The organism is Mesorhizobium carmichaelinearum, from assembly GCF_900199455.1.
Taxonomy (GTDB): Bacteria; Pseudomonadota; Alphaproteobacteria; order Rhizobiales; family Rhizobiaceae; genus Mesorhizobium; species Mesorhizobium carmichaelinearum.
The window spans coordinates 92239-112061 of the sequence record NZ_FZQR01000007.1 but is presented as its reverse complement, the minus strand read 5'-3'; the positions used below and the strand labels follow the sequence as shown (position 1 = coordinate 112061).

Here is a 19823-nt window from a genome sequence, read left to right as displayed (position 1 = left end):
ATACAGCAGATAAACAATTCACCGTTTTTCCTGCAGACGTTGAGCCGTCATCCTCGGCTTGTCCCGAGGATCTGCTGTCGGGCGACATCTGGGCGCCGGTATGAGTTGGCAACCGCCAACTCGGTTGCGTTGGCAGGTTCTCGGGACAAGCCGGACAAGCCCGAGGATGACGCTCCAACGTACGTCCGGCGCGTCTCCTGAGGCAATGTCGCCCAAAAGTGGTTCAGTTTTGGGGACAACGACATGCATAAAAACAAAGACTCGAAGCGCGTCGCCTGAATCCCGTCGGGAAATAGCGTCAAACGAAATAGTAGAGCGCTTCTGCGTTCGGTGAAACGGTGAACCGCCCTGGTCTAGCTCGACGGCTGTGGCTCCATGCCGCCTTCGGGCTCGGGGCCCTTCTTGCGGCGGCCACCGGACTTCGGCACGGCCGAGCCACGGCTGGGCGGCGTGTCGTCGCCGAGGTCGCGCGCGGGCTTCTCGCCGGCGATCAACTGCTTGATCTCGTCGCCCGACAGCGTCTCGTATTCCAGCAGGCCTTGCGCCAGCGCGATCCATTCCTTCTTCTTCTTGGTCAGGATGGATTTCGCCGTCGAATAGGCCTCGTCGATCAGGCGGCGCACTTCGGCGTCGATGATCTGCGCGGTCTCTTCCGAGATGTTCTGCGTGCGCGCCACCGAATGGCCAAGGAACACCTCTTCCTGGTTGTCGCCATAGGCGACATGGCCGAGCTTGTCGGAGAAGCCCCAGCGCGTGACCATGGCACGCGCCAGCTTGGTTGCCTGCTCTATGTCGGAGGAAGCGCCCGAGGTGATGTTCTCCTTGCCGAACTTGAACTCCTCGGCAACGCGGCCGCCCATCATGATGGCGAGGCGCGAGATCATGTATTTGTAGCTCATCGAATAGCGGTCGCCTTCCGGCAACTGCATGACCATGCCAAGCGCCCGGCCACGTGGGATGATGGTGGCCTTGTGCAGCGGATCGGCCGACGGCACGTTCAGCGCCAGTATGGCGTGGCCGGCTTCGTGGTAGGCGGTCAGCTCCTTCTCGGCCTGGGTCATGGCCGACGAACGGCGTTCGGCGCCCATCATGATCTTATCCTTGGCGTCCTCAAACTCGGCCATGGTGACGAGGCGCTTGTTGCGTCGCGCCGCCATCAGCGCGGATTCGTTGACGAGGTTCATCAGGTCGGCGCCGGAGAAGCCCGGCGTGCCACGTGCCACGACCTTGAGGTCGACATTGGGCGCCAGCGGCACGTTGCGCACATGCACCTTGAGGATCTTCTCGCGACCGACAATGTCGGGGTTCGGCACCACCACCTGGCGGTCGAAACGGCCCGGCCTGAGCAGCGCGGGATCGAGCACGTCGGGACGGTTGGTGGCTGCGATCAGGATGATGCTTTCGTTGGATTCGAAACCATCCATCTCGACCAGCAGCTGGTTCAGCGTCTGCTCGCGTTCGTCATTGCCGCCGCCGAGGCCCGCGCCGCGATGGCGGCCGACGGCGTCGATTTCGTCGATGAAGATGATGCAGGGCGCATTCTTCTTGGCCTGGTCGAACATGTCACGCACGCGGCTGGCGCCGACGCCGACGAACATCTCGACGAAGTCCGAACCCGAAATGGTGAAGAACGGCACGTTGGCTTCGCCGGCGACCGAGCGGGCGAGCAGCGTCTTGCCGGTGCCCGGAGGGCCGACCAGAAGCACGCCGCGCGGAATCTTGCCGCCGAGGCGCTGGAACTTCTGCGGATCGCGCAGGAATTCGACGATCTCTTCCAGGTCTTCCTTGGCTTCGTCGACGCCGGCGACATCCTGGAAGGTGACGCGGCCATGCGCCTCCGTCAGAAGCTTGGCTTTCGACTTGCCAAAACCCATGGCGCGCCCGGATCCGGACTGCATCTGGCGCATGAAGAATATCCAGACGCCGAGGATGAGGATCATCGGCAGCCACGAGATCAGATAGCCGAACAGCGAATTGGAACCGTCGGTTTCAGGCCGCGCGTTGATGGTGACGTTCTTGTCCTGCAGCCGCGAGACCAACTGGGGATCGCCGGGCGAATAGGTCTGGAAGCTGGTGGAATTGTCGGTGTAGGTGCCGGTGATGCGGGCGCCCGCAATGGTCACCGTCTTGACCCGGCCGGCCGCGACATCCTGCAGGAACTGCGAATAAGGCACATCGCTCGAAGCCCCGCGCGTCTGCGGCGTCTGGAACAGATTGAAAAGCGCGATGAGCAAGACCGCTATGATCGCCCAGAGCGCGAGGTTGCGATAGTTCGGATTCATCAATTGTCCCGTTGGCGTCCGCACACGGACAGCATCATGAGAGGAAACTTGGGCCTAACATAGGGAGAGCGTCTCCCCTTGCCAAGCAGAACAGCACGTCTGGGTTAAGCTTTCGACCACCATCAATCGGCACTGTGGCCGCGCAATGGCGGAGCGGGAAGCGGTGACGCGCCGATCAGCCCGGCGACGGCCTGCGCCGGCGCCAGATCGAAGGACGGCAGGAAGCGGGCAAAAGGCGACACGACCGGCCGTACCGCGAACCCTGGCGAACCCGGTTCGATCTGAGGCAAACCAGGGTTTTCAAGGGCTTGCCGCGATGTCGGTTCCGCAGCCAGTGCGGCGCGCATCAGGCTAGCCGGGGTTTCTCCACCATCGATCGCCAGCCGCTTCGCTGCTGCCGCACCCAACGGAGCGATCAACAATGCGCCTGACCTGTCGTTCAATGTGATGTGGCGGCGGCCGTCCCAGACGGTGTTGTCGGCGACCGTGGCTGCCTGCGGCAAACCTCGCGCCTCGCGGCGCAGGAAGAGGCCGGCGCGCCGGAAATCGACCACGGTCCGCGACAATGTGGCGCAAAGAAATCCGGCCTTCAGCCGGCCGAACAGCGCCTCGCCGCGCGCCTGGTCCGGCAGAAAGGCAACGCCGCCGGCGGTGGCCAACAGGATGCGCAAAGCATAGATGGCCGCCCGGTCGTCGTCCGCGGTCAGCAGAGCAGGATCGAGGCGGATAAGGCCGATGGCTGGCTGGCTGGCGAAGCGATGGATCAGATCGGCGGCGCCGGCGCCAAGCTGCCTCCGTTCGACGGCGGCCTGCCCAGCGAGCAGCAGCACATCCTCGATGCGCCCGACAGTTTCGCCGGCAAGAGCGGCGCGCACACGCGGCCGCTCGAAAGCCTCGTCGATATTGGTCGGATCATCAGCCCAGCCGACATGCTCACGCCGCAAGAAATCGCGAAGCGCCGAACGTCGCGTGCGCAGAAGCGGGCGAACGATCCACTCGCGCCAGTCATAGAGAGTGGCCGGCGCCATGCCGGCAAGCCCACGGCCCGCCATGTCGGCAAACTCTCGGCCCTCATCCCGCGCGTGCCGCATCAGCACTGTCTCGGCCTGGTCGTCGGCGGTATGGCCGGTCACGATCAGGCCGATGCCTTCCGCTCGCGCCGCCTCGGCCAACAGCCGGTAGCGCGCTTCCCGTGCCGCCGCCGGCAGACCGGTCGATGGTTTGCTTCCGGCCCAGACTAGGGTGTGGTGGGCAATGCCGCGTTCCGCGCAAAGCTTCGCTACAGCTTGCGCCTCGGCTGCCGAGCCCTGCCGCAAGCCATGGTCGACCGTCACAGCCAGCAGCTTCGCGGACGGCGCGGTTCGGTCGAGATGCTGTTTGAGAAGAAGAAGCAGGGCGGTCGAGTCGCTGCCGCCGGACACGGCCGCAACAGCGCCGTGGGTAAAATCGATATGCGAAAAAAGACTCTTCGTTTCGGAAAGAAGATTGGTCGAAAGATCAGGCTCGGTTTCGAGCATCAGCAGGCAGCCAGGGCCTTCTCCTGCTTGACGCGTTCCTTGAGTGCATTGGAAATATCGGGGTAGCGCTTGCCGACTTCGCTGAAGGTGGCGCAGGCGACGTCGTGCTGCTTGAGTCCGACCAGCGACACGCCGAGCTTCAGGAGCATGTCGGGCGCCTTCTTGGCCTTCGGATAGTCCTTGCTGGCGGCGAGGAAGACTTCGGCCGCGTCGCGGTATTTCTGCTGGCCAAGCAGCGATTCACCCAGCCAGTAATGCGCGTCCGCCGTCTTGGCATCCTTGGGGAAGCGCGAGATATGATCGCGGAAACCCTGTTCGGCGGTGCTGTAATCGCCCGACAGGATGAACTGATAGGAATTGCGGTAGAGTTCTTCCGGGTCCTTGGTGGAAGGCAGCGCCGCGACGACCGTGCCCTCGGACTTGCCGGACTTGCCTGCCTTGGCCGGAGCGCCGGTGGCCGGGGCAATATCTTGCGCCGGCGCGGTTGCCTGGGTGTTGCCGCCGGCATCGATCACATTGCCGTTCTTGTCGACGGTGATCGAGCCAAAGGTCTTTTCCGGTGCTCCCGTGCCGGGGATCACCTTGCCAGGATCGCCATCGGGTGATTCGACGATGACATCCTCAACCGTCTTGCCGCCGGTCGACTGATCGCTGCCAGTAGCGGCGCCGGCATCAGCCGGCGCCTGGGTTGCCGGGGCCGCAGCCACGTCGGTGTTGGTGTCGGTGGTTGCGTCGGACTTCTTCTTCGGCGCCGCCGGTGTCTGTCCGCTCTGCGAGCCGCCTTCGAGCTGCTGGAAGCGGAACTCGTTGTCTTCCTGCTGCTTGCGGATTTGCTCCTGCATCTGCAGGACCTGGAAATTAAGTTCCTCGATCTTGCCGTTCATCTGCCGCAGCTGGTCTTCCAGGCTGGTGACGGCAGTAGGATCGGACTGCACCATCTGGACCTGATCCGGCTTCTTCTTTTCACCGAAAAGGCTGGGCAGCTCGATGCTGGGCAGATGGAAGGAAAAGCCGCTGTCGGTTGATTGCCCTGTGCCGCTGGCCCCCAAGCCACTAGCCGGGGCGGTGACGCCTGATAGGAGCAGCAGCGCAAGCGTGCCGCTCAGAACCGATCTCAAATGCATGTGCCTCTCGCCGTGTGTCGTTGGTCTGTTTCGCGCCTTCCAACCAGAGTGGGACCAGCCAAGCGCCCTCGGCTCATAGCAGGGCGCGAGACTTCGGCCAAATTTTGTTTCGGACACCCAGATATGAAAAAGGCGGCCCGGAGGCCGCCTTTCGCGAAGCTGTGTTGCATTTTTGCCAGTCGATGCGCTCGCGTCTTCCGACGCGCGGGCAACTCAGGAACCGGCGCCGCTGAGCGTGGTGACCGCGCGGCGGTTCTGCGACCAGCAGGAGATGTCGTCGCACACCGCGACTGGACGCTCCTTGCCGTAGGAAATGGTCTTCAGGCGACTGGAAGCGACGCCCTTGGAGACCAGGAAGTCGCGGGTAGCAGCGGCGCGGCGGGCGCCGAGCGCCAGATTATATTCGCGCGTGCCGCGCTCGTCGGCATGGCCTTCGACGACGATGGCATACTGCTTGTACTGGTTCAGCCACTGCGCCTGGCGCGAGAGCGTCTGCTGTGCGTCAGCCCGGATCGAGGTCGAGTCCGTATCGAAGAAGATGCGGTCGCCTATGTTGACGGTGAAATCCTGCGCCGAACCGGGCGTTGCGGCACCGGCGCCGTTGAGGCCAAGGTCCGCGGCGTTGTTTGGCGTCTTCTTCGAGGCGCAACCGGTGATGGCGAGCATCGCCACCAGCGCGATCATGGCCGGGTTCCTGGTAAGTGCTGCGATACGGCCCATGCCGCCTCTCCTTCGTATTTCGAGTGATCGTATTCGAGTGATTTCGTTGATCACCCAGTAACCACGTTTGGGTTAACCGGCATTCAAGAAACACGGTTAAAATTTGGTTTAGCTGCCCGTCCGCAGCCGTTTGGCATGAAGCCACAGTTGGCGCGGACCCTAGGCGGAAATGCGGCCAAAACATGAAAGAAAGAGGGAATTGAGGAACTGAAGAACTGAGGAATTGAAGAAAAGGTTCAGGTCAGCCTCTCTCTAAGGCTCACGAGCATCCCATGGATTTGGGCATAGGATTGTCGCCAAGCGTCGAGTTGGGACGGCGTGATGTATTGAAGATCGAACGCGTAGGATATCCACGTCTCCACTTCGCTGCATGACCCGATCGCCATCGAAACGAAACGAGCAAATTCGGCTTTGGAGTGGCTCTGTTTGGCAAATCCTTCAGCCAGATTGGCGCAGATCGCTTTACTCGAGCGGCGCAACTGATCGGCCAGCGCATACTGCTCAATTTTCGGAAAACCAAGAGTGGCTTGATGCACCTCGAGAGAGGCTGAGTAAGCGCGCTTGTAGACTTCTAAGTCTCGCGCACGCTCGACGAAGCGCCCCGGCTTCTCCATTCCTCAGTTCCTCAGCTCGTCAGTTCTTCAATTCCTATTCAAGAAGCGGCGACCAAGCCGGGTCCGAGGCGAAGTTCGAGGTCGGGATTGGCTGCTCGTTACGGCCGGTGAGGTCGACCGAAACCAGCTTCGGGCCACCATTGGAGTCGCGGAAGAACATCAAGACGCGGCCATTCGGTGCCCAGGTCGGCCCTTCCTGCTGGAAGCCGGAGGACAGGATGCGCTCGCCCGAGCCGTCGGTCTTCATGACGCCGATCTGGAATTCGCCGCCGGTCTGCTTGGTGAAGGCGATGAGGTCGCCGCGCGGCGACCACACCGGCGTCGAATAGACGCCGTCGCCGAAGGAGATGCGGGTCTGGCTCGAGCCGTCGGCGCCCATCACATAGATCTGCGCGCGGCCGCCGCGGTCGGAGGTGAACACCACCTTGCTGCCGTCAGGCGAATAGGAGGGCGAGGTGTCGATGGCGGTCGAGTTGGTCAGCCGCGTCGTCGAGCGGCTGCGCAAATCCATGGCGAAGATGTTGGAATTGCCGTCGTCGCGCAGCAGGCTCATGATCACCTTCTGGCCGTCGGGCGAGAAGCGCGGCGCAAAGGTCATGCCGGGGAAATTGCCGACCAGTTCGCGCTGCCCGGTCTCGATCTGTAGGAGATAGACCCTGGGCTGGCCGCTTTCATACGACATATAGGTGATTTCCTGCCGATTCGGCGAGAAGCGCGGCGTCAGCACGATCGACTTGCCGTCGGAGAGATAGCGGACATTGGCGCCGTCCTGGTCCATGATGGCCAGGCGCTTCTTGCGCGCATTCTTGGCACCGGACTCGTCGATGAACACGACACGCGTGTCGAAATAACCCTTCTCGCCGGTGATCCGCTCGTAGATGGCGTCGGCGATGATGTGGGCGACACGGCGCTGGTTGGCATCGTTGGCGAAGAACTGTTCGCCCGACATCTGTACCCCGTCAAATGTATCCCATAGCCGGTACTGGGCGCGGATACGCCCATCGGCCTCCTTGCTGACACTGCCGGTGACCAGCGCCTGCGCGTTGATCACTTTCCAGTCGTCGAAGCGAGGCTGCGCATCCGGATTGGCGATCTTCTCGATGAAGGCGCTCTTGTCGATCGGCGCGAACAGGCCAGAGCGCTTCAGGTCGGCGGTGACGATCTGCGAAATCTGGGCGCCAAGCGCATCGCCACCCTGGAAATCGGTGATGGCGATCGGCAGCGGCTCAATGTTGCCTCCGGTAACCTTGAGCTCGACTTTGGCCAGAACTGGAACGACAGAACCTGCCGTTATGCCCAGTGTCACGGCTACAAGCACCAGGAGCGGATTGAGGAAAGATCTCATGTCTTCTCGCTTTTCTTCTTCGCTGTTCCAGCTCTCGGCCTAGAGGCCAAGCATCTCTCTTGGATCGAAAGTGACCTCGACATCGTTCCAGATGTCATGCTTGCCGGCGGGAACTTGCAGACCGGCCATGTCGCATTTCTGGACGGCGCGTACGGCGCTTTCGTCGAATTGGCGATTACCGCTCGACGTCTCCACGGTCGGGCGACCGTCGAGCTTCCCGGAAACATTTAGATTGAACTGGATCACAACCACAAAATTTTCCGCGCCTTCGAGGCCCGCCGGAATGGACCAACAGCCTTTAAGCTGATCTTCCAGCGCCCCTTGCTCGGACTTCGATAGCTTCTGACCCTGATCCTTCTCGCCACCGAGCGAGGCCTGCTGCGACGAGCGCTTGCCGCCGCCACCGGATGGCTTCTGCTGGTTGAGCAACTGCTGGATAGCGCCCTCATCGAATTGCTTGTCTTCCGACTTCGGCTTCGACGAGGCTTCCTTGACCGGCTTGTCGGCGTCCTTGCGGTCCGGCGTCTTGGCGCTTTCAGCCGGCGCCGGCTGCGGCTTCGGCCGCGCTTCGGGCGCGGGCGCCGAATTCGGCAGTTGTGCCTCTTCCGGCGGTGGCGGCTGATCGATAACCTCTTCGATCGCGTCGGGCTTGATCGCAGGCTTCGGTTCGATGGCGGCGGTTGTGGCCGGCTCCGGCGCCGGTGCCGGCTTCGCCGGGGTCGGCTTCGGTTCCACCTGCTTCACCGGCTCGGGCTTGACCTCTTCCTTCGGCTGCGGAACCGGCGCCACTTCCGTTGCCGGTGTCGGCTTCGGCTCTTCCTTTGGCTTCGGCGCGTCCTCGGTCTTCGGCTTTTCGGTCGGTGTCGGCGCCGGGGCAGCCATCGCTGTTTTCTCGACCGGTTTCGGCTTGGCCTCGTCCGTCACGGGCTTGTCGGTATCGACGCTGTTCTCACCGATCTTTTGTGCATCGGGCACGATATCGGGGCGCTTGGTCGGCAGCGGCGCCGGTTTTTCATGCATCACAGCCTTCTTGTCGCCTTGCAGCGTCTGTGCCACGGCTTCCATCGGTACGATATCGACCGACACCGATTCCACGTCGGCGGCCTGCATGGCAGGCGGCGACGACAGCGTGAACAACCCGAAGGCCAACGCCACCGTATGCAAGATCACCGATGAGGTAAGACCGGTGCGCATTTGGCCTCTATTGATCCTGTTCCTGCAGCGAGATCAGGCCGATATTCTTGTAGCCGGCAGCCTGGATGAGTCCCATCACCTTAAGCGCAGTGCCATAATTGGTCGCTTTGTCGCCGCGGATGTAGATGCGCTCGTCATAGCCGGTCTTGGAAATCGCCTGCAACTTGGCGACCAACTCCTCCTCTGGGATTTCGGTCTCTTGCAGGTGAATCTTGCCAGCGGCGTCGATCGAGATTTGGATCGGCTGCGTATCGGCATTCATCGCCTTGGCCTTCGTTTCCGGCAGGTCGATCGGCACGCCGACCGTCAGCATCGGTGCCGCGACCATGAAGATGATCAGCAGCACCAGCATGACGTCGACCATCGGCGTGACGTTGATCTCCGACATCAGCCCATGGTGACGACCGCGCCGCCTGTGGCCGCGCCCGCCGCGTCCTGCCATGCCTACGGACATACCCATCTTTTGTGCTCCTAGGCCTTGGGCGCGACTTTTTCATCGATTTGGCGCGAGAGTATGGCGGAGAACTCGTCGGAGAACCCTTCCATGCGCACAGCGATCTTGTTCGCATCCGATGACAGCTTGTTGTAGGCGATGACGGCCGGGATGGCGGCGAGCAGGCCGATGGCCGTCGCCAGCAACGCTTCGGCGATACCGGGCGCAACCACAGCAAGGCTGGTGTTCTTGGAGCCGGCAATGGCCTGGAACGACGTCATGATGCCGATGACCGTGCCGAACAGGCCGATGAAGGGGGCGGCCGAGCCCGTCGTGGCGAGGAAGCCGAGGCGCCCCTCCAGCTTCTCCATCTCGCGGGTCAGCGCCAGGTCCATCGCCTTGTCGATGCGGGTCTGCAGCCCGAGCGGCGTCTTGGCGCCCTTCTCGAAGCTCTTCTTCCACTCGCGCATGGCGGCGACGAAGATGGCGCCCATGCCTGACGTCTTGCGGTCGGCGAGCGTGCGGTAGAGTTCCTCCAGCGACTGTCCGGACCAGAAGACCTGCTCGAAGCGGTTCAGCGCCAGCCGCATGCGGCCATAGGAAACCAGCTTGTCGATGATGATCGCCCAGGTCCAGACCGAGGCGCAGAGCAGGCCGATCATGACCAGCTTGACCACCCAGCTGGCCTGCATGAACAGCGACCAAATCGACAATTGCGCGCCCGGGTCGGCGAGTGCGATATTTTCCATCGTTACGTCCTTAAGATTTCCGGGCGAAGCTGGCGGCAGGCCCCTGGCATCCCTTGTGGTCGGTTCGCACGAAGCTACCGGACACCCCAAACCGTGCCGTTAGCGGCCTTTTCAGGGCAAATATTGGTGAAAGGAAGGCGTTGGATAGCGCCAATCTTCACCAACCTCTTCATGAACCGTTATGGTTAAGGATGGGTTAGTAAATAAGGCGCGGCGCATTGCCGCGCCCGGTTAGGGGACAAGCACAGTCGCCTGCGGCGTAATTCGCCTAATCGGCCGTCGGCAGCGTCTTGGGCATGAACGCTGCGACCCATTCCTTGGGGAACCGCCTCGGCCGGCCATTCTCGCCGATGATCGCCGCCTCGACCTTGGCCTCGACCAGCACCTCGTCGCCGCGCTTGAGTTGCTGGGCCATGAAGATGCGCGCGCCGGAAATGGTGTCGGTGCGGGTGTCGACAGTCAGGATGTCGTCGATGCGGGCAGGGCTGCGGAAGTCGATCTCCATGCGGCGCACCACCCAGACGATCTTCTCGCCATGCTTGCCGTCAGCGAGTTCCGTGTGATGCACGCCGGTGAGCCTGAGATAGTCGGAGCGGCCACGCTCGAGGAATTCCAGATAGCGCGCGTGGTAGACGACGCCGGAGAAATCGGTGTCCGCATAATAGACCCGCGCCATCAGCCGGTGCCCGAACGCCGTCAGCGCGCCGGAAAGCCCGGCCAGCAACGTCGCCGATTCACCATGATCGTCCATTGCGCTTCCTTTTTCAGTCGCGGCGAGGCACCAGTTCCGCGCTTGACATGACATCGGATGGCACTGTTGACGGCGATGATCAAGAGTTTGATGGCGGCGCTACTTGTGCTGGTGGCTTTGGCGCTACCTAGTCAGGCAGCGACTTTTACAATGAAGCGCGGCCTCAATCTTGACCAATGGGTCACCTGGCCCGGTGAGGATCAGTGGGGCGACGCCAAGGCCATCCTGCCCTATCCGGAATGGCGCAAATTCCTCAAAGACGGTGATCTCAAGGCGCTCAAGGAAGCAGGTTTCGATTTCCTGCGCATGCCTGTCGACCCCTCGCCCTTCCTGTCTGACCAGACCGAGGCCCTGCGCGACGACCTCTATGCCAGCGTGCTGGATTCAGTGCGCATGATCAACGGCGCCGGCCTGAAGGTGATCGTCGATATGCACCTGATCCCGGCCGGCGGCAGCCGCAAGATCGGCATGGCCGAGGTGATGGAGGATGCGCGGACCTTCGACCGCTACGTCGACATGGTGCGGAAGATGGGTCGCACTTTGGCCAGCGAAGATCCCAAGAAGGTCGCCTTCGAGCTGATGAACGAACCGATTGTCGATTGTGACAGCGACGGCACCAGCCTGTGGCCGGACCGCCAGCGCAAATTGTTTGCCGCGGCGCGATCCTCGGCGACGAAGCTGACGGTGGTGCTGACCGGCGCCTGCTATTCCGCCGCTTCGTCCCTGGAAAAGATCGATCCCAAGGTGATCCCCGACGACAATGTCATCTGGACCTTCCATTCCTATGATCCGTTCCTGCTCACCCACCAGGGCGCGACCTGGGCCGGCGATTTTATCCCCTACGTGACCGGCTTGCCCTACCCGCTTACATCCGTGCCGAAGGCGCAGCTCGACGTGGCGCTCGACACCATCCGTGCCCGGATCAAGGCCGAGGCGCCGTGGACACGGCAGAGCGGCCTGCTGGCCTATCTCGACGAGCAGGTCGCCAGCATGGACAGCCCCGAAAAGCTGCTTGGCCTGATGGATGCGCCGTTCAACAGGGTCGAGGCATGGGCGAAGACCAATGGCATCAAGCCGGAAAACATCACGCTGGGCGAGTTCGGCATGATCCGCCAGGAATACGGCAATGCCTATGTGATGCCGGCCGAGTACCGCGCCGCCTATGTCAAGGACATGATCGCACGCGCCGAGGCGCACGGCTTCTCATGGTCGGTGTGGGGCTATGGCGGCGCCTTCGGCATTGTCGACGCCTTCAATGGCGACAAGGCCGAGCCTGACGTGATGGATGTGATCCGGTCACTCCCCTAGAGGCGACAAGCGATCCTTCATATCAACCGAGATCGATCTGCAGGATCTCCGGCCGCACGCCGAAACGCACCGGCATGATGCTGAAGCCGAGCCCGCCCGAGACGATCAGATTGCGGTCGTTCTCGACGACATGGCCGTAGGCGTAGCGATTGCCGAAGCGCGACGGCACGACAGGCGAATAGCCGAACAGCCGCACCTGTCCGCCATGGGTGTGGCCCGACAGGGTCAGCGAAACCCGCCATGGCACGGTCGGAAAAATGTCCGGCTCGTGGGCAAGCAGGATGATCGGCGCGGTGTCGCCGACCTTGGCCAGCGTGCTGTCGAGATCGTCGAGCCCCTTGCAGTCGTCGCCCCTCCTGGCCGGCAGCAGCGCCAGCTGGTCGGCCAGGCCAGCGATCCAGACGCCATGGCCATCCTTCTCCAGGCGCACGACATCGTTCTCCAGTACCGGGATACCGACCTTCTCGAGGGCCTTGCGCGCTATCGTTGGGCCGCCCCCCGCGCGCTGCGCGAAGCCGTCGCTCCACCAATCGTGATTGCCAAGGATCGACAGGACGCCAAGCGGTGCCTTGAGGCCCGACAGTGCGGAGGCCCATTGCGATGGCGTCACCGGCCCCGTTACCAGGGGCATGCCGGCAATATAGTCACCCAACAGCACGATCAGGTCCGGCTGCAGCGCATTCGCGTCTTCGCAGAGCGAGGCAACATGCTCCTTCGTCATCCAGGGCCGGCAGGCATGGATATCGGCGAGCGCGACAACCCGCAGCTTCAGGCCGTCAGGCCAATGCGGCGGCGTCAGCGCATAGCGTTTCACATGCGTCAAGAGCATCGGCTCGATGCCGACCGCATAGGCGCCGAGCGCGGCGGCGGTCAGGAACGACCCGCCGATGAAGCGCAGGAACCCGCGTCTGGTTATCATTCTATGGCCCCGGCACGTGGATCGCGGCGGCATGCCGCGAGACAGCGCCGATAAAATCCACGATTGCGCCGGCAAATCGACAAAGACGAGCAGATTCTGCGCAAGCCGTTCACGGATGCTTGATCACTGGTCTGGGAACCCGCGCCGGATCGCTTGGCAGCTATTCTTCCTGGAACAGGTTGATCTGCTGCTGTGCCAGGTCCTTCGGCGCGTCGAGGCCGAGATGACGCCAGGCATTGGCCGTCAGCATGCGGCCGCGCGGCGTGCGCTGGATGAACCCCTGCTGGATCAGATAGGGCTCGATGATGTCCTCGATGGCGTCGCGCGGCTCGGACAGGCCGGCGGCGATGGTCTCAATGCCGACCGGACCGCCGCCGAAATTGCGGGCGATCATCGAGAGATAGCGGCGGTCGAGCGCGTCGAGGCCGAGCGCGTCGACTTCCAGCCGGGTCAATGCCTCGTCGGCGATTACGCGGTCGACATGGCCATCGCCGGCGACCGAGGCGAAATCGCGCACGCGGCGCAACAGCCGCCCCGCGATGCGCGGCGTGCCACGCGCGCGCCGCGCGATCTCCAGCGCGCCGTCGTCGCCCAGCGGCATTTGCAGGATGCGGGCGCCGCGCCGCACGATCTGCTCGAGCTCCTCGACCGTGTAGAAGTTGAGCCGCACCGGAATGCCGAACCGGTCGCGCAGCGGATTGGTGAGCAGGCCGAGACGCGTGGTGGCGGCGACCAGCGTGAAACGGGCAAGGTCGATCTTGACCGAGCGCGCCGCCGGTCCCTCGCCGATGATCAGGTCGAGCTGGAAATCCTCCATCGCCGGATAGAGGATTTCCTCCACCGCCGGGTTCAGCCGGTGGATCTCGTCGATGAACAGCACGTCGCCTTCTTCGAGATTGGTGAGCAGCGCGGCGAGATCGCCGGCTTTGGCGATGACCGGCCCGGAGGTCGAGCGGAAATTGACGCCGAGTTCGCGTGCCATGATCTGCGCCAGCGTCGTCTTGCCCAGCCCCGGCGGCCCGACGAACAGCACATGGTCGAGCGCCTCGTTGCGACCCTTGGCGGCCTCGATGAACACTTTGAGATTGGCCCGCACCGCCGCCTGGCCGACAAAGTCGGCAAGCGTCTGCGGCCGCAAGGTCTGCTCGGCATCCTCGCCGCGTTTTTCCGGAGTGATCAGGCGGGGCGACAGGCTCATGCTGTCTTCCTTGCATATGGCAGGGAAACGGACAAGCGAGCCCTCACCGCGCCAATTCCTTCAGGCCGAAGCGGATCAGCTTCGGTGCATCGGCGTCCTCGCCCGCGGTCTTCAGCGCCGCAGCGACCGCATTGGCGGCGGTGTCGCGCGAATAGCCGAGATTGACCAGTGCCGAGACCGCGTCGGTGATCGGCGCGGGCGCCACGCCTTCACCGAGTTCCTGCTTAAGCCCGATGGTGCCGGAGGCGGTGCCCGCATAGGCCGGCGCCTTGTTCTTCAACTCGGTGACGATGCGTTCGGCCACCTTCTTGCCGACGCCGGGGGCGCGGGAAACCATGGCAATGTCGCGCAGTGCGATGGCATTGGCGAGGTCGGCCGGCGCCAGCGTCGATAGGATGGCCAGCGCCACTTTGGCGCCGACGCCCTGCACATTGCTCATCAACAGCCGGAACCATTCGCGCTCCAACACGGACTGGAAGCCGTACAGCCGGATCATGTCCTCGCGCACATAAGTCTCGATAAACAGCACCACCGCTTCGCCGGGCGAAGGCAGTGTTGCCAGCGTCCGCGCCGAGCAATAGGCGACGTAGCCGACGCCGTGCACGTCGACGAGGCAATGATCCTCGTCGATCTCGTCCAACGTGCCCTTGAGCTTGCCGATCATACCTGAAGCCTCATGGGTGGGTTTCCGGAGAGATGATGTCGAGATCGGGGAAATAACTGCGATAACGCGCGGCGTCGCGCGTTAAAAGACGATGCCCAGCAACGGTCGCGTGAGCACCGATAAAGAAATCAGGCAAGGTCCTTTCCCGAACACCGCCAGCCTGGCGATAGCGGGAATGCGCGACGCCGGCAAGGAATGCCGCGTCCCAGGGCACAAGTTCGCGATCCATCTCGAGCATGTCGACTGCTTTTCGAAGTGCCCCTTCTGTCGCGATCAGCGGCGCCAGCTCGGACCAGATGATCGTATTGACGACCAAGGCGCCGTCGCGACGGCATGAAGCGATCGCCGATGCCGACCATTCTTTCATCGGCCCGGCTGGTCCCCAAACGTCGATCAGGACATTTGTATCAATCAACGTCGAGATCTTCACGCGGCCCCCTCAACCACTCCATGTATTGATCGGTGGTCATGCCCCCCAAATCCAACGTCCCCTCCATCCGGTCGAGGACATCGTGGAACCTGCGCAATTTCTCCTCATGCGAGAGGTTCTCGTTGACGGCAATCAGCTGAACGCCGCTGTCAGTGGCCACGAATTCCACCTCCGAGCCCGGGCCTATACCCAGATGGTCCCTTATCGGTTTGGGAATTGTCACTTGCCCCTTGATAGTCACGCGCATGGTAATACCTCCACGGTATTACTTATCCTCTCAACGTGAACAAGTCAAGAACATCGTTACCCGGCGAGCGCCATCCGATAGGCGGCGCTCTGCCGGTGATGCGCATGGCAAATCGCGATAGCCAGTGCGTCGGCGGCATGTTCGGTGTCGAAAGTCGCTTTCGGCAGCAGCACCTTCACCATCATGTGGATCTGCTTCTTGTCGCCATGGCCGACGCCGATGACAGCCTTCTTCACCGCATTGGGCGCGTATTCGGCGACGACCAGGCCGGCCCGCGCCGGCACCAGCATGGCGATGCCGCGCGCCTGGCCGAGCTTCAGCGTCGCCACGGCGTCCTTGTTGACGAAGGTCTGTTCGACGGCCGCCTCATGCGGCATTGCCGCATGCAGGATTTCGGCGAGCCCGTCATGCAATTGGCAGAGCCGCGTCGCCAATGCCGCCTTGTCCTCGGAGCGCACGGTGCCGGACGCGACGAAGCGCAAGGAATTGCCGAGGCTCTCGACGATGCCCCATCCGGTGCGCCTGAGCCCCGGATCGATGCCGATGATGCGAATCGCTTCCCCCATGCGCCGACTTTACCTCCGGCGGACAGCGATGCCAGCGAAATGTGAACAAACCGGAAACAGAAACCTTGCCGGCCAGGAGAATCTGTTGAGATCGCCTAGTTGCGTGCGAACGCCGTATTGAGCAGGCTGATCTGGTCCGAAACCGGATTGGGCCGGCGGCCCGTCGGCTGCATGTCGACCACCGCGCCGGCGCCGTAGATCTCGTCGTCCATGCGACGCACCAGCGCCTGCAGACGAAGCGAGCGGTTGACGAGGTCGAGAAAATCCTCGGGCAGTTCGGCCCAGCCGGCGGCTTCGTCATGCGCGGAAGCGGTATCGAGGCGCACCTTGGACTTTTCCGACGCGACCTGGTCGCGGGTCATTTCGCCGGAATTGGCCGCGCGCTGCAAAAGCAGCCAGGACGCAACCTGCATCAGCCTGGTCGTCAGCCGCATCGATTCGGCCGCGTAGAGCGTGGCCGCCAGCCGCGACAGTTTCTTGGCCTCGGCGCGGCCCTTGCCGTCGAGATATTCGGCTGCTTGTTCAACCAGCCCCATGCCTTCCTGGTAGAGCGGTTTGAAGGAGTGCGAAAAAACCCGACGCTCCGCCAGTTTGACGGTTTTCGCGCTGCCTTTCGAAGGCTCGTTCATTGATACGCCCCTGCACTTGCAACCGGCCGATTCGGTTCACTGCCGATACACCCGGCACCCTATATAACTGAAGCTTGAAAATGCGCTTCGCCGGGGGTGAAGGCAAGCACATGTTTAACAGAAGGTTAACAGCGGACCGACACCCGGCGTGCCACCGGAATATGGACAAAAAAAGAGCCGCGGATAAGGCGGCTCTCAGGAGTTTAACAGGGAGGCGTCAAACAAAGTGGCTCCAACCACTCGGTAAGAATCCAGATCACTGGATGCGCATAGTAAACGCCTGTAAAGCTTAATGAACCTTTAACGGCACCGATGTTTTTTAACCGAATGCCCCATTCCTGTGCCGTAACAGCACAGTCCCAAGAACCCTGTCGGCCTTCGATTCAGGCCTTTTTCCAGACCGCCGGCAGGGCGATGAAGGCAAACAGCAGCATGGCCGCGTAGAAGCCCATCGAAGACGCCGCCACCATCGGTTCGATCGCGGCATTGCCGGCAAGCAGGAAGTAGAGGCCGATCAGCAGGCCGATGCCGCTGATCGCCGTCAGCCAGAAATGGACGACCGCAAGCGTCTTTTGCCCGACCGCCGGAAACAGATGGTAGAAGAAGGCGAAGACCGCCGACATCAGCCATCCCGCGACCATGGTGTGAGCGTGGGTCGGCATCTGGCCATGATCCTGGCTGATCGCCATGTGCAGACCGAGTGCCATGCCGCACAGCGAATAGATGATGGCCAGTGTGAAGAAATTCCGTGCTACCCCTTGCATGCTTGTCCCCTCGAATTGCCTTTTCCCGTTTTCGGGAATGGGTTGATCGTCAGGCGATTGTCGCCGCCGCCGGGCTCCCGGCGTCGACGCACTAGCATCGGCAGTGTTTCCAGACGATGTCGCGCTCCCCTGACGCATCCGACAATAGCAGAAAATGAAACCGCGCATCGGCTTGTTGTTCGGACCCGCGCCGGCAGAAAACCGCCGAAACAGAAACGGTTTTTCGCGACATCGTTCCGAAACAGCCACCACGCTAAACGGCCGCTCCTCTGACGGCTGGCGCATATCCGCTCCGCCGCGAAACCCCGGAAATATCCAGGAGCAACCGATGGACTGGTATTCGATCGTCAAATTTCTCCATATCGTCTCAGCCACTTTGTGGGTCGGCGGCGGCTTCGTGCTGTTCCTGCTCGGTATGCTTGCCGAGCGCGCCGGCAATATCGAGGACAAGCTTCAGGCGATGCGTGCCAGCGGGCAGCTGGGCGGGCTTTTCTTCGCGCCGATGTCGATGCTCACCTTGCTCTTCGGCCTCATCATGTGCGCCTTCTGGGTCGGTTTCTCCGACCTGTGGATCATCATCGGCCTGGCAGGCTACGCCACGACCTTCTCGATCGGTATGTTCATCTTCAAGCCGACCGGCGAGCGCATGGGCGCGATGATCGCCAAGGAGGGCGTCACGCCTTCCGTACTTGCCATTGGCCAGCGCATGATGAGCGCGGCGCGCTTCGACTATGCGGTGATGCTGGTGATCGTCGCCGACATGGTGCTCAAGCCGACAACGCATGACATCGGCATCCTCGCCGGGATGATCCTGGTCCTGGTGGCGGGTGCCACGCTGGCCTTCGGCGGAAGGCGCCGGCTGGTGGAAAGTGCCGCCTGACGCTGGCGGCGAGATGTATGCGGTAGTGAAGCTGCCGGCCTGCTACAGCAGGCCGGCAATGCCGTCCCACAAAAGCTTCAGCGCCACCACCGCCACGGTCGCGTAGGTGAACGGATAAAAAATCTCGGGCCGCATGCGCCGCACCAGCCAGGCACCGGCGATGGTCGACAGCGGCGCCAGCGGCATCAGCACGGCGGACGCCGTCAGATTGGCGGTGTCGAACTGGCCGAGCGCGAAATAGGGAATGAGCTTCAACGCATTGGTCGCGGCAAAGACGATCGCGGCTGTGCCCGACAGCACCTTGGGGTCGAGCCGGATGGGCAAGGCATAGACCTGGAAGGGCGGACCGCCGACATGGGCGACGAAGCTGGTGAAACCGGCGACCGTCCCCCAGGCCGCCGCAGCCACGCGGTTGGGTTCGGCGGCATGGTCGGCGCCATGCCGAAACTGCCGATAAAGCCAGCGCAGCACGAAGATGATGGCGACGGCGCCGACGATGAGCCGTACCGCCTCTTCGGTAACCAGGGCCGCCGTCAGCCAGCCGAGGCCGATACCGATGACGGCGCCCGGCATCATGTCGACCAGCATCTTGCGGTCGTAAACGCCCCACCACGTCCACACAGAGACGATGTCCATCAGGCACAGGATCGGCAGTAGGATGGCCGCCGCCTGCACCGGCGGTATGGTCAGCGCCATCAGCGGCACGCCGACGAAACCGACGGCGCCGCCAAACCCGCCCTTGGACAGGCCGACTAGAATGACCGCCGGAATGGCGGCCGCATAGAACCACGGATCGAGAAGCAGGCCTGACATGGGGAGGGACTGGTCTGGAGGGAAAAGCGCGTCAGCGCCTGAATAGCCCAGAATTCCGAGCGGAGCGACAGCAAATGCAAGCAGCGGCGCGTTTGGCCAGCGGCGCCTTCATCGCCTGCAGCGCATTTTCATCAAGACGATGAAGCTGATGGCGCCCCGAGCGGTGGCGGCCGCCGCCGGATCGGCTGCGCCTTGATGATGGCGGTGCTGGTCTCGGCCTTGTCGGCGATGCGGTCGAGAATGCCGTCGAGGTCGCCGATCGAGCGCACGAACAGCCGGGCGACGAAACAGTCATCGCCCGTCACCTTGTCGCATTCGCCGAACTCGGCAATCTCCTCGATCAGCTTCTGGACGATGTGCAGCTTGCCCGGCAAAGGCTTGATGCGCACGATCGCCTGCAAGGTATAGCCGAGCGCCAGCGGATCGATCTCGACGGTGAACGCCCGAATGACGCCGCGCTCCTCGAGCCGCCGCAGCCGCTCCGAAACGCTTGGCGACGACAGCCCGACCTGGGCAGCCAGTTCCTTCAGCGAGGTCCGTGCATCCCTCACCAGGATTTCGAGGAGACTTCGGTCAAGATCATCCAGCATTTCAGATTTCTCACGGATTCGCAGAAGCAGCCTAATATAATTAGGCTATCTATCCATATCGCCTTTTCAAGGAGATGGAAAGCGTC

General features: G+C 62.6%; 22 protein-coding genes. 2 read left to right on the top strand and 20 right to left on the bottom strand.

Annotated elements, in window-relative coordinates; genetic code table 11:
- Positions 1–353: 353 nt before the first annotated feature.
- From ftsH to ybgC, 10 genes are all read right to left on the bottom strand, one after another.
- On the bottom strand, positions 354–2282 hold the full coding sequence (gene ftsH / locus CKW40_RS17575) for an ATP-dependent zinc metalloprotease FtsH (protein ID WP_095201160.1): 1929 nt from the start codon (positions 2280–2282) through the stop codon (positions 354–356).
- Positions 2283–2404: 122 nt separating this feature from the next.
- Positions 2405–3799, bottom strand: coding sequence for a tRNA lysidine(34) synthetase TilS (gene tilS / locus CKW40_RS17570; protein WP_095201159.1), 1395 nt, complete (start codon positions 3797–3799; stop codon positions 2405–2407).
- Positions 3799–4923 carry a tol-pal system protein YbgF gene (ybgF, locus tag CKW40_RS17565; RefSeq protein WP_095201158.1) on the bottom strand — a complete coding sequence of 375 codons (1125 nt, stop codon included), beginning with the start codon at positions 4921–4923 and terminating at the stop codon, positions 3799–3801. The genes tilS and ybgF overlap by 1 nt, the downstream gene beginning before the upstream one ends.
- 213 nt (positions 4924–5136) lie before the next feature.
- Positions 5137–5643 carry a peptidoglycan-associated lipoprotein Pal gene (pal, locus tag CKW40_RS17560; protein ID WP_095201157.1) on the bottom strand — a complete coding sequence of 169 codons (507 nt, stop codon included), beginning with the start codon at positions 5641–5643 and terminating at the stop codon, positions 5137–5139.
- Positions 5644–5879: 236 nt separating this feature from the next.
- On the bottom strand, positions 5880–6257 hold the full coding sequence (locus CKW40_RS17555) for a four helix bundle protein (RefSeq protein ID WP_095201156.1): 378 nt from the start codon (positions 6255–6257) through the stop codon (positions 5880–5882).
- Between the two features lie 34 nt (positions 6258–6291).
- Positions 6292–7602, bottom strand: coding sequence for a Tol-Pal system beta propeller repeat protein TolB (gene tolB, locus CKW40_RS17550; protein ID WP_095201155.1), 1311 nt, complete (start codon positions 7600–7602; stop codon positions 6292–6294).
- A gap of 39 nt (positions 7603–7641) precedes the next feature.
- On the bottom strand, positions 7642–8796 hold the full coding sequence (gene tolA / locus CKW40_RS17545; RefSeq protein WP_095201154.1) for a cell envelope integrity protein TolA: 1155 nt from the start codon (positions 8794–8796) through the stop codon (positions 7642–7644).
- A gap of 7 nt (positions 8797–8803) precedes the next feature.
- Entirely contained in the window at positions 8804–9256 is a 453-nt protein-coding gene (gene tolR / locus CKW40_RS17540) for a protein TolR (RefSeq protein WP_095201153.1), read from the bottom strand.
- An 11-nt stretch (positions 9257–9267) separates the two neighbouring features.
- Positions 9268–9978, bottom strand: a complete 711-nt coding sequence (tolQ, locus tag CKW40_RS17535) for a protein TolQ (RefSeq protein ID WP_095201152.1) — start codon at positions 9976–9978, stop codon at positions 9268–9270.
- 268 nt (positions 9979–10246) lie between these two features.
- Positions 10247–10729: a tol-pal system-associated acyl-CoA thioesterase gene (gene ybgC / locus CKW40_RS17530; protein WP_095201151.1), complete on the bottom strand. Its 483-nt coding sequence runs from the start codon at positions 10727–10729 to the stop codon at positions 10247–10249.
- A 57-nt stretch (positions 10730–10786) separates the two neighbouring features.
- Between ybgC and CKW40_RS17525 the strand changes: the two genes are divergently transcribed.
- On the top strand, positions 10787–12037 hold the full coding sequence (locus CKW40_RS17525) for a glycoside hydrolase family 5 protein (RefSeq protein ID WP_095201150.1): 1251 nt from the start codon (positions 10787–10789) through the stop codon (positions 12035–12037).
- A 22-nt stretch (positions 12038–12059) separates the two neighbouring features.
- On the opposite strand, the gene CKW40_RS17520 is transcribed toward CKW40_RS17525, so the two are convergent.
- From CKW40_RS17520 to CKW40_RS17485, 8 genes are all read right to left on the bottom strand, one after another.
- Positions 12060–12956, bottom strand: a complete 897-nt coding sequence (locus CKW40_RS17520) for a metallophosphoesterase (RefSeq protein ID WP_095201149.1) — start codon at positions 12954–12956, stop codon at positions 12060–12062.
- Positions 12957–13116: 160 nt separating this feature from the next.
- Positions 13117–14154 (bottom strand): Holliday junction branch migration DNA helicase RuvB, encoded by a 1038-nt coding sequence (ruvB, locus tag CKW40_RS17515; RefSeq protein WP_095201148.1) that lies wholly within the window; start codon positions 14152–14154, stop codon positions 13117–13119.
- A 43-nt stretch (positions 14155–14197) separates the two neighbouring features.
- Positions 14198–14818 carry a Holliday junction branch migration protein RuvA gene (gene ruvA / locus CKW40_RS17510; RefSeq protein WP_095201147.1) on the bottom strand — a complete coding sequence of 207 codons (621 nt, stop codon included), beginning with the start codon at positions 14816–14818 and terminating at the stop codon, positions 14198–14200.
- A gap of 10 nt (positions 14819–14828) precedes the next feature.
- On the bottom strand, positions 14829–15248 hold the full coding sequence (locus CKW40_RS17505) for a type II toxin-antitoxin system VapC family toxin (protein ID WP_095201146.1): 420 nt from the start codon (positions 15246–15248) through the stop codon (positions 14829–14831).
- Complete coding sequence (locus CKW40_RS17500) at positions 15226–15495, bottom strand: AbrB/MazE/SpoVT family DNA-binding domain-containing protein (RefSeq protein ID WP_095201145.1); 270 nt, start codon at positions 15493–15495, stop codon at positions 15226–15228. Before CKW40_RS17500 ends, CKW40_RS17505 begins: the two co-directional genes overlap by 23 nt.
- 56 nt (positions 15496–15551) lie before the next feature.
- A complete protein-coding gene (gene ruvC / locus CKW40_RS17495) occupies positions 15552–16061 on the bottom strand; it encodes a crossover junction endodeoxyribonuclease RuvC (protein WP_095201144.1) in 510 nt (169 codons plus the stop codon).
- A 95-nt stretch (positions 16062–16156) separates the two neighbouring features.
- A complete protein-coding gene (gene rcdA / locus CKW40_RS17490; RefSeq protein ID WP_095201143.1) occupies positions 16157–16690 on the bottom strand; it encodes a protease adaptor protein RcdA in 534 nt (177 codons plus the stop codon).
- Positions 16691–17073: 383 nt separating this feature from the next.
- Positions 17074–17454, bottom strand: coding sequence for a hypothetical protein (locus CKW40_RS17485; protein WP_095201142.1), 381 nt, complete (start codon positions 17452–17454; stop codon positions 17074–17076).
- 328 nt (positions 17455–17782) lie between these two features.
- Between CKW40_RS17485 and CKW40_RS17480 the strand changes: the two genes are divergently transcribed.
- Positions 17783–18334 carry a DUF2269 family protein gene (locus CKW40_RS17480; protein ID WP_095201384.1) on the top strand — a complete coding sequence of 184 codons (552 nt, stop codon included), beginning with the start codon at positions 17783–17785 and terminating at the stop codon, positions 18332–18334.
- Positions 18335–18376: 42 nt separating this feature from the next.
- Here the strand turns inward: CKW40_RS17480 and CKW40_RS17475 are convergent, their stop codons facing one another.
- Both CKW40_RS17475 and CKW40_RS17470 read right to left on the bottom strand, forming a co-directional pair.
- Positions 18377–19147 (bottom strand): sulfite exporter TauE/SafE family protein, encoded by a 771-nt coding sequence (locus tag CKW40_RS17475; RefSeq protein ID WP_095201141.1) that lies wholly within the window; start codon positions 19145–19147, stop codon positions 18377–18379.
- Positions 19148–19278: 131 nt separating this feature from the next.
- Positions 19279–19737 carry an Lrp/AsnC family transcriptional regulator gene (locus tag CKW40_RS17470; protein ID WP_095201140.1) on the bottom strand — a complete coding sequence of 153 codons (459 nt, stop codon included), beginning with the start codon at positions 19735–19737 and terminating at the stop codon, positions 19279–19281.
- Between the last annotated feature and the right edge of the window lie 86 nt (positions 19738–19823).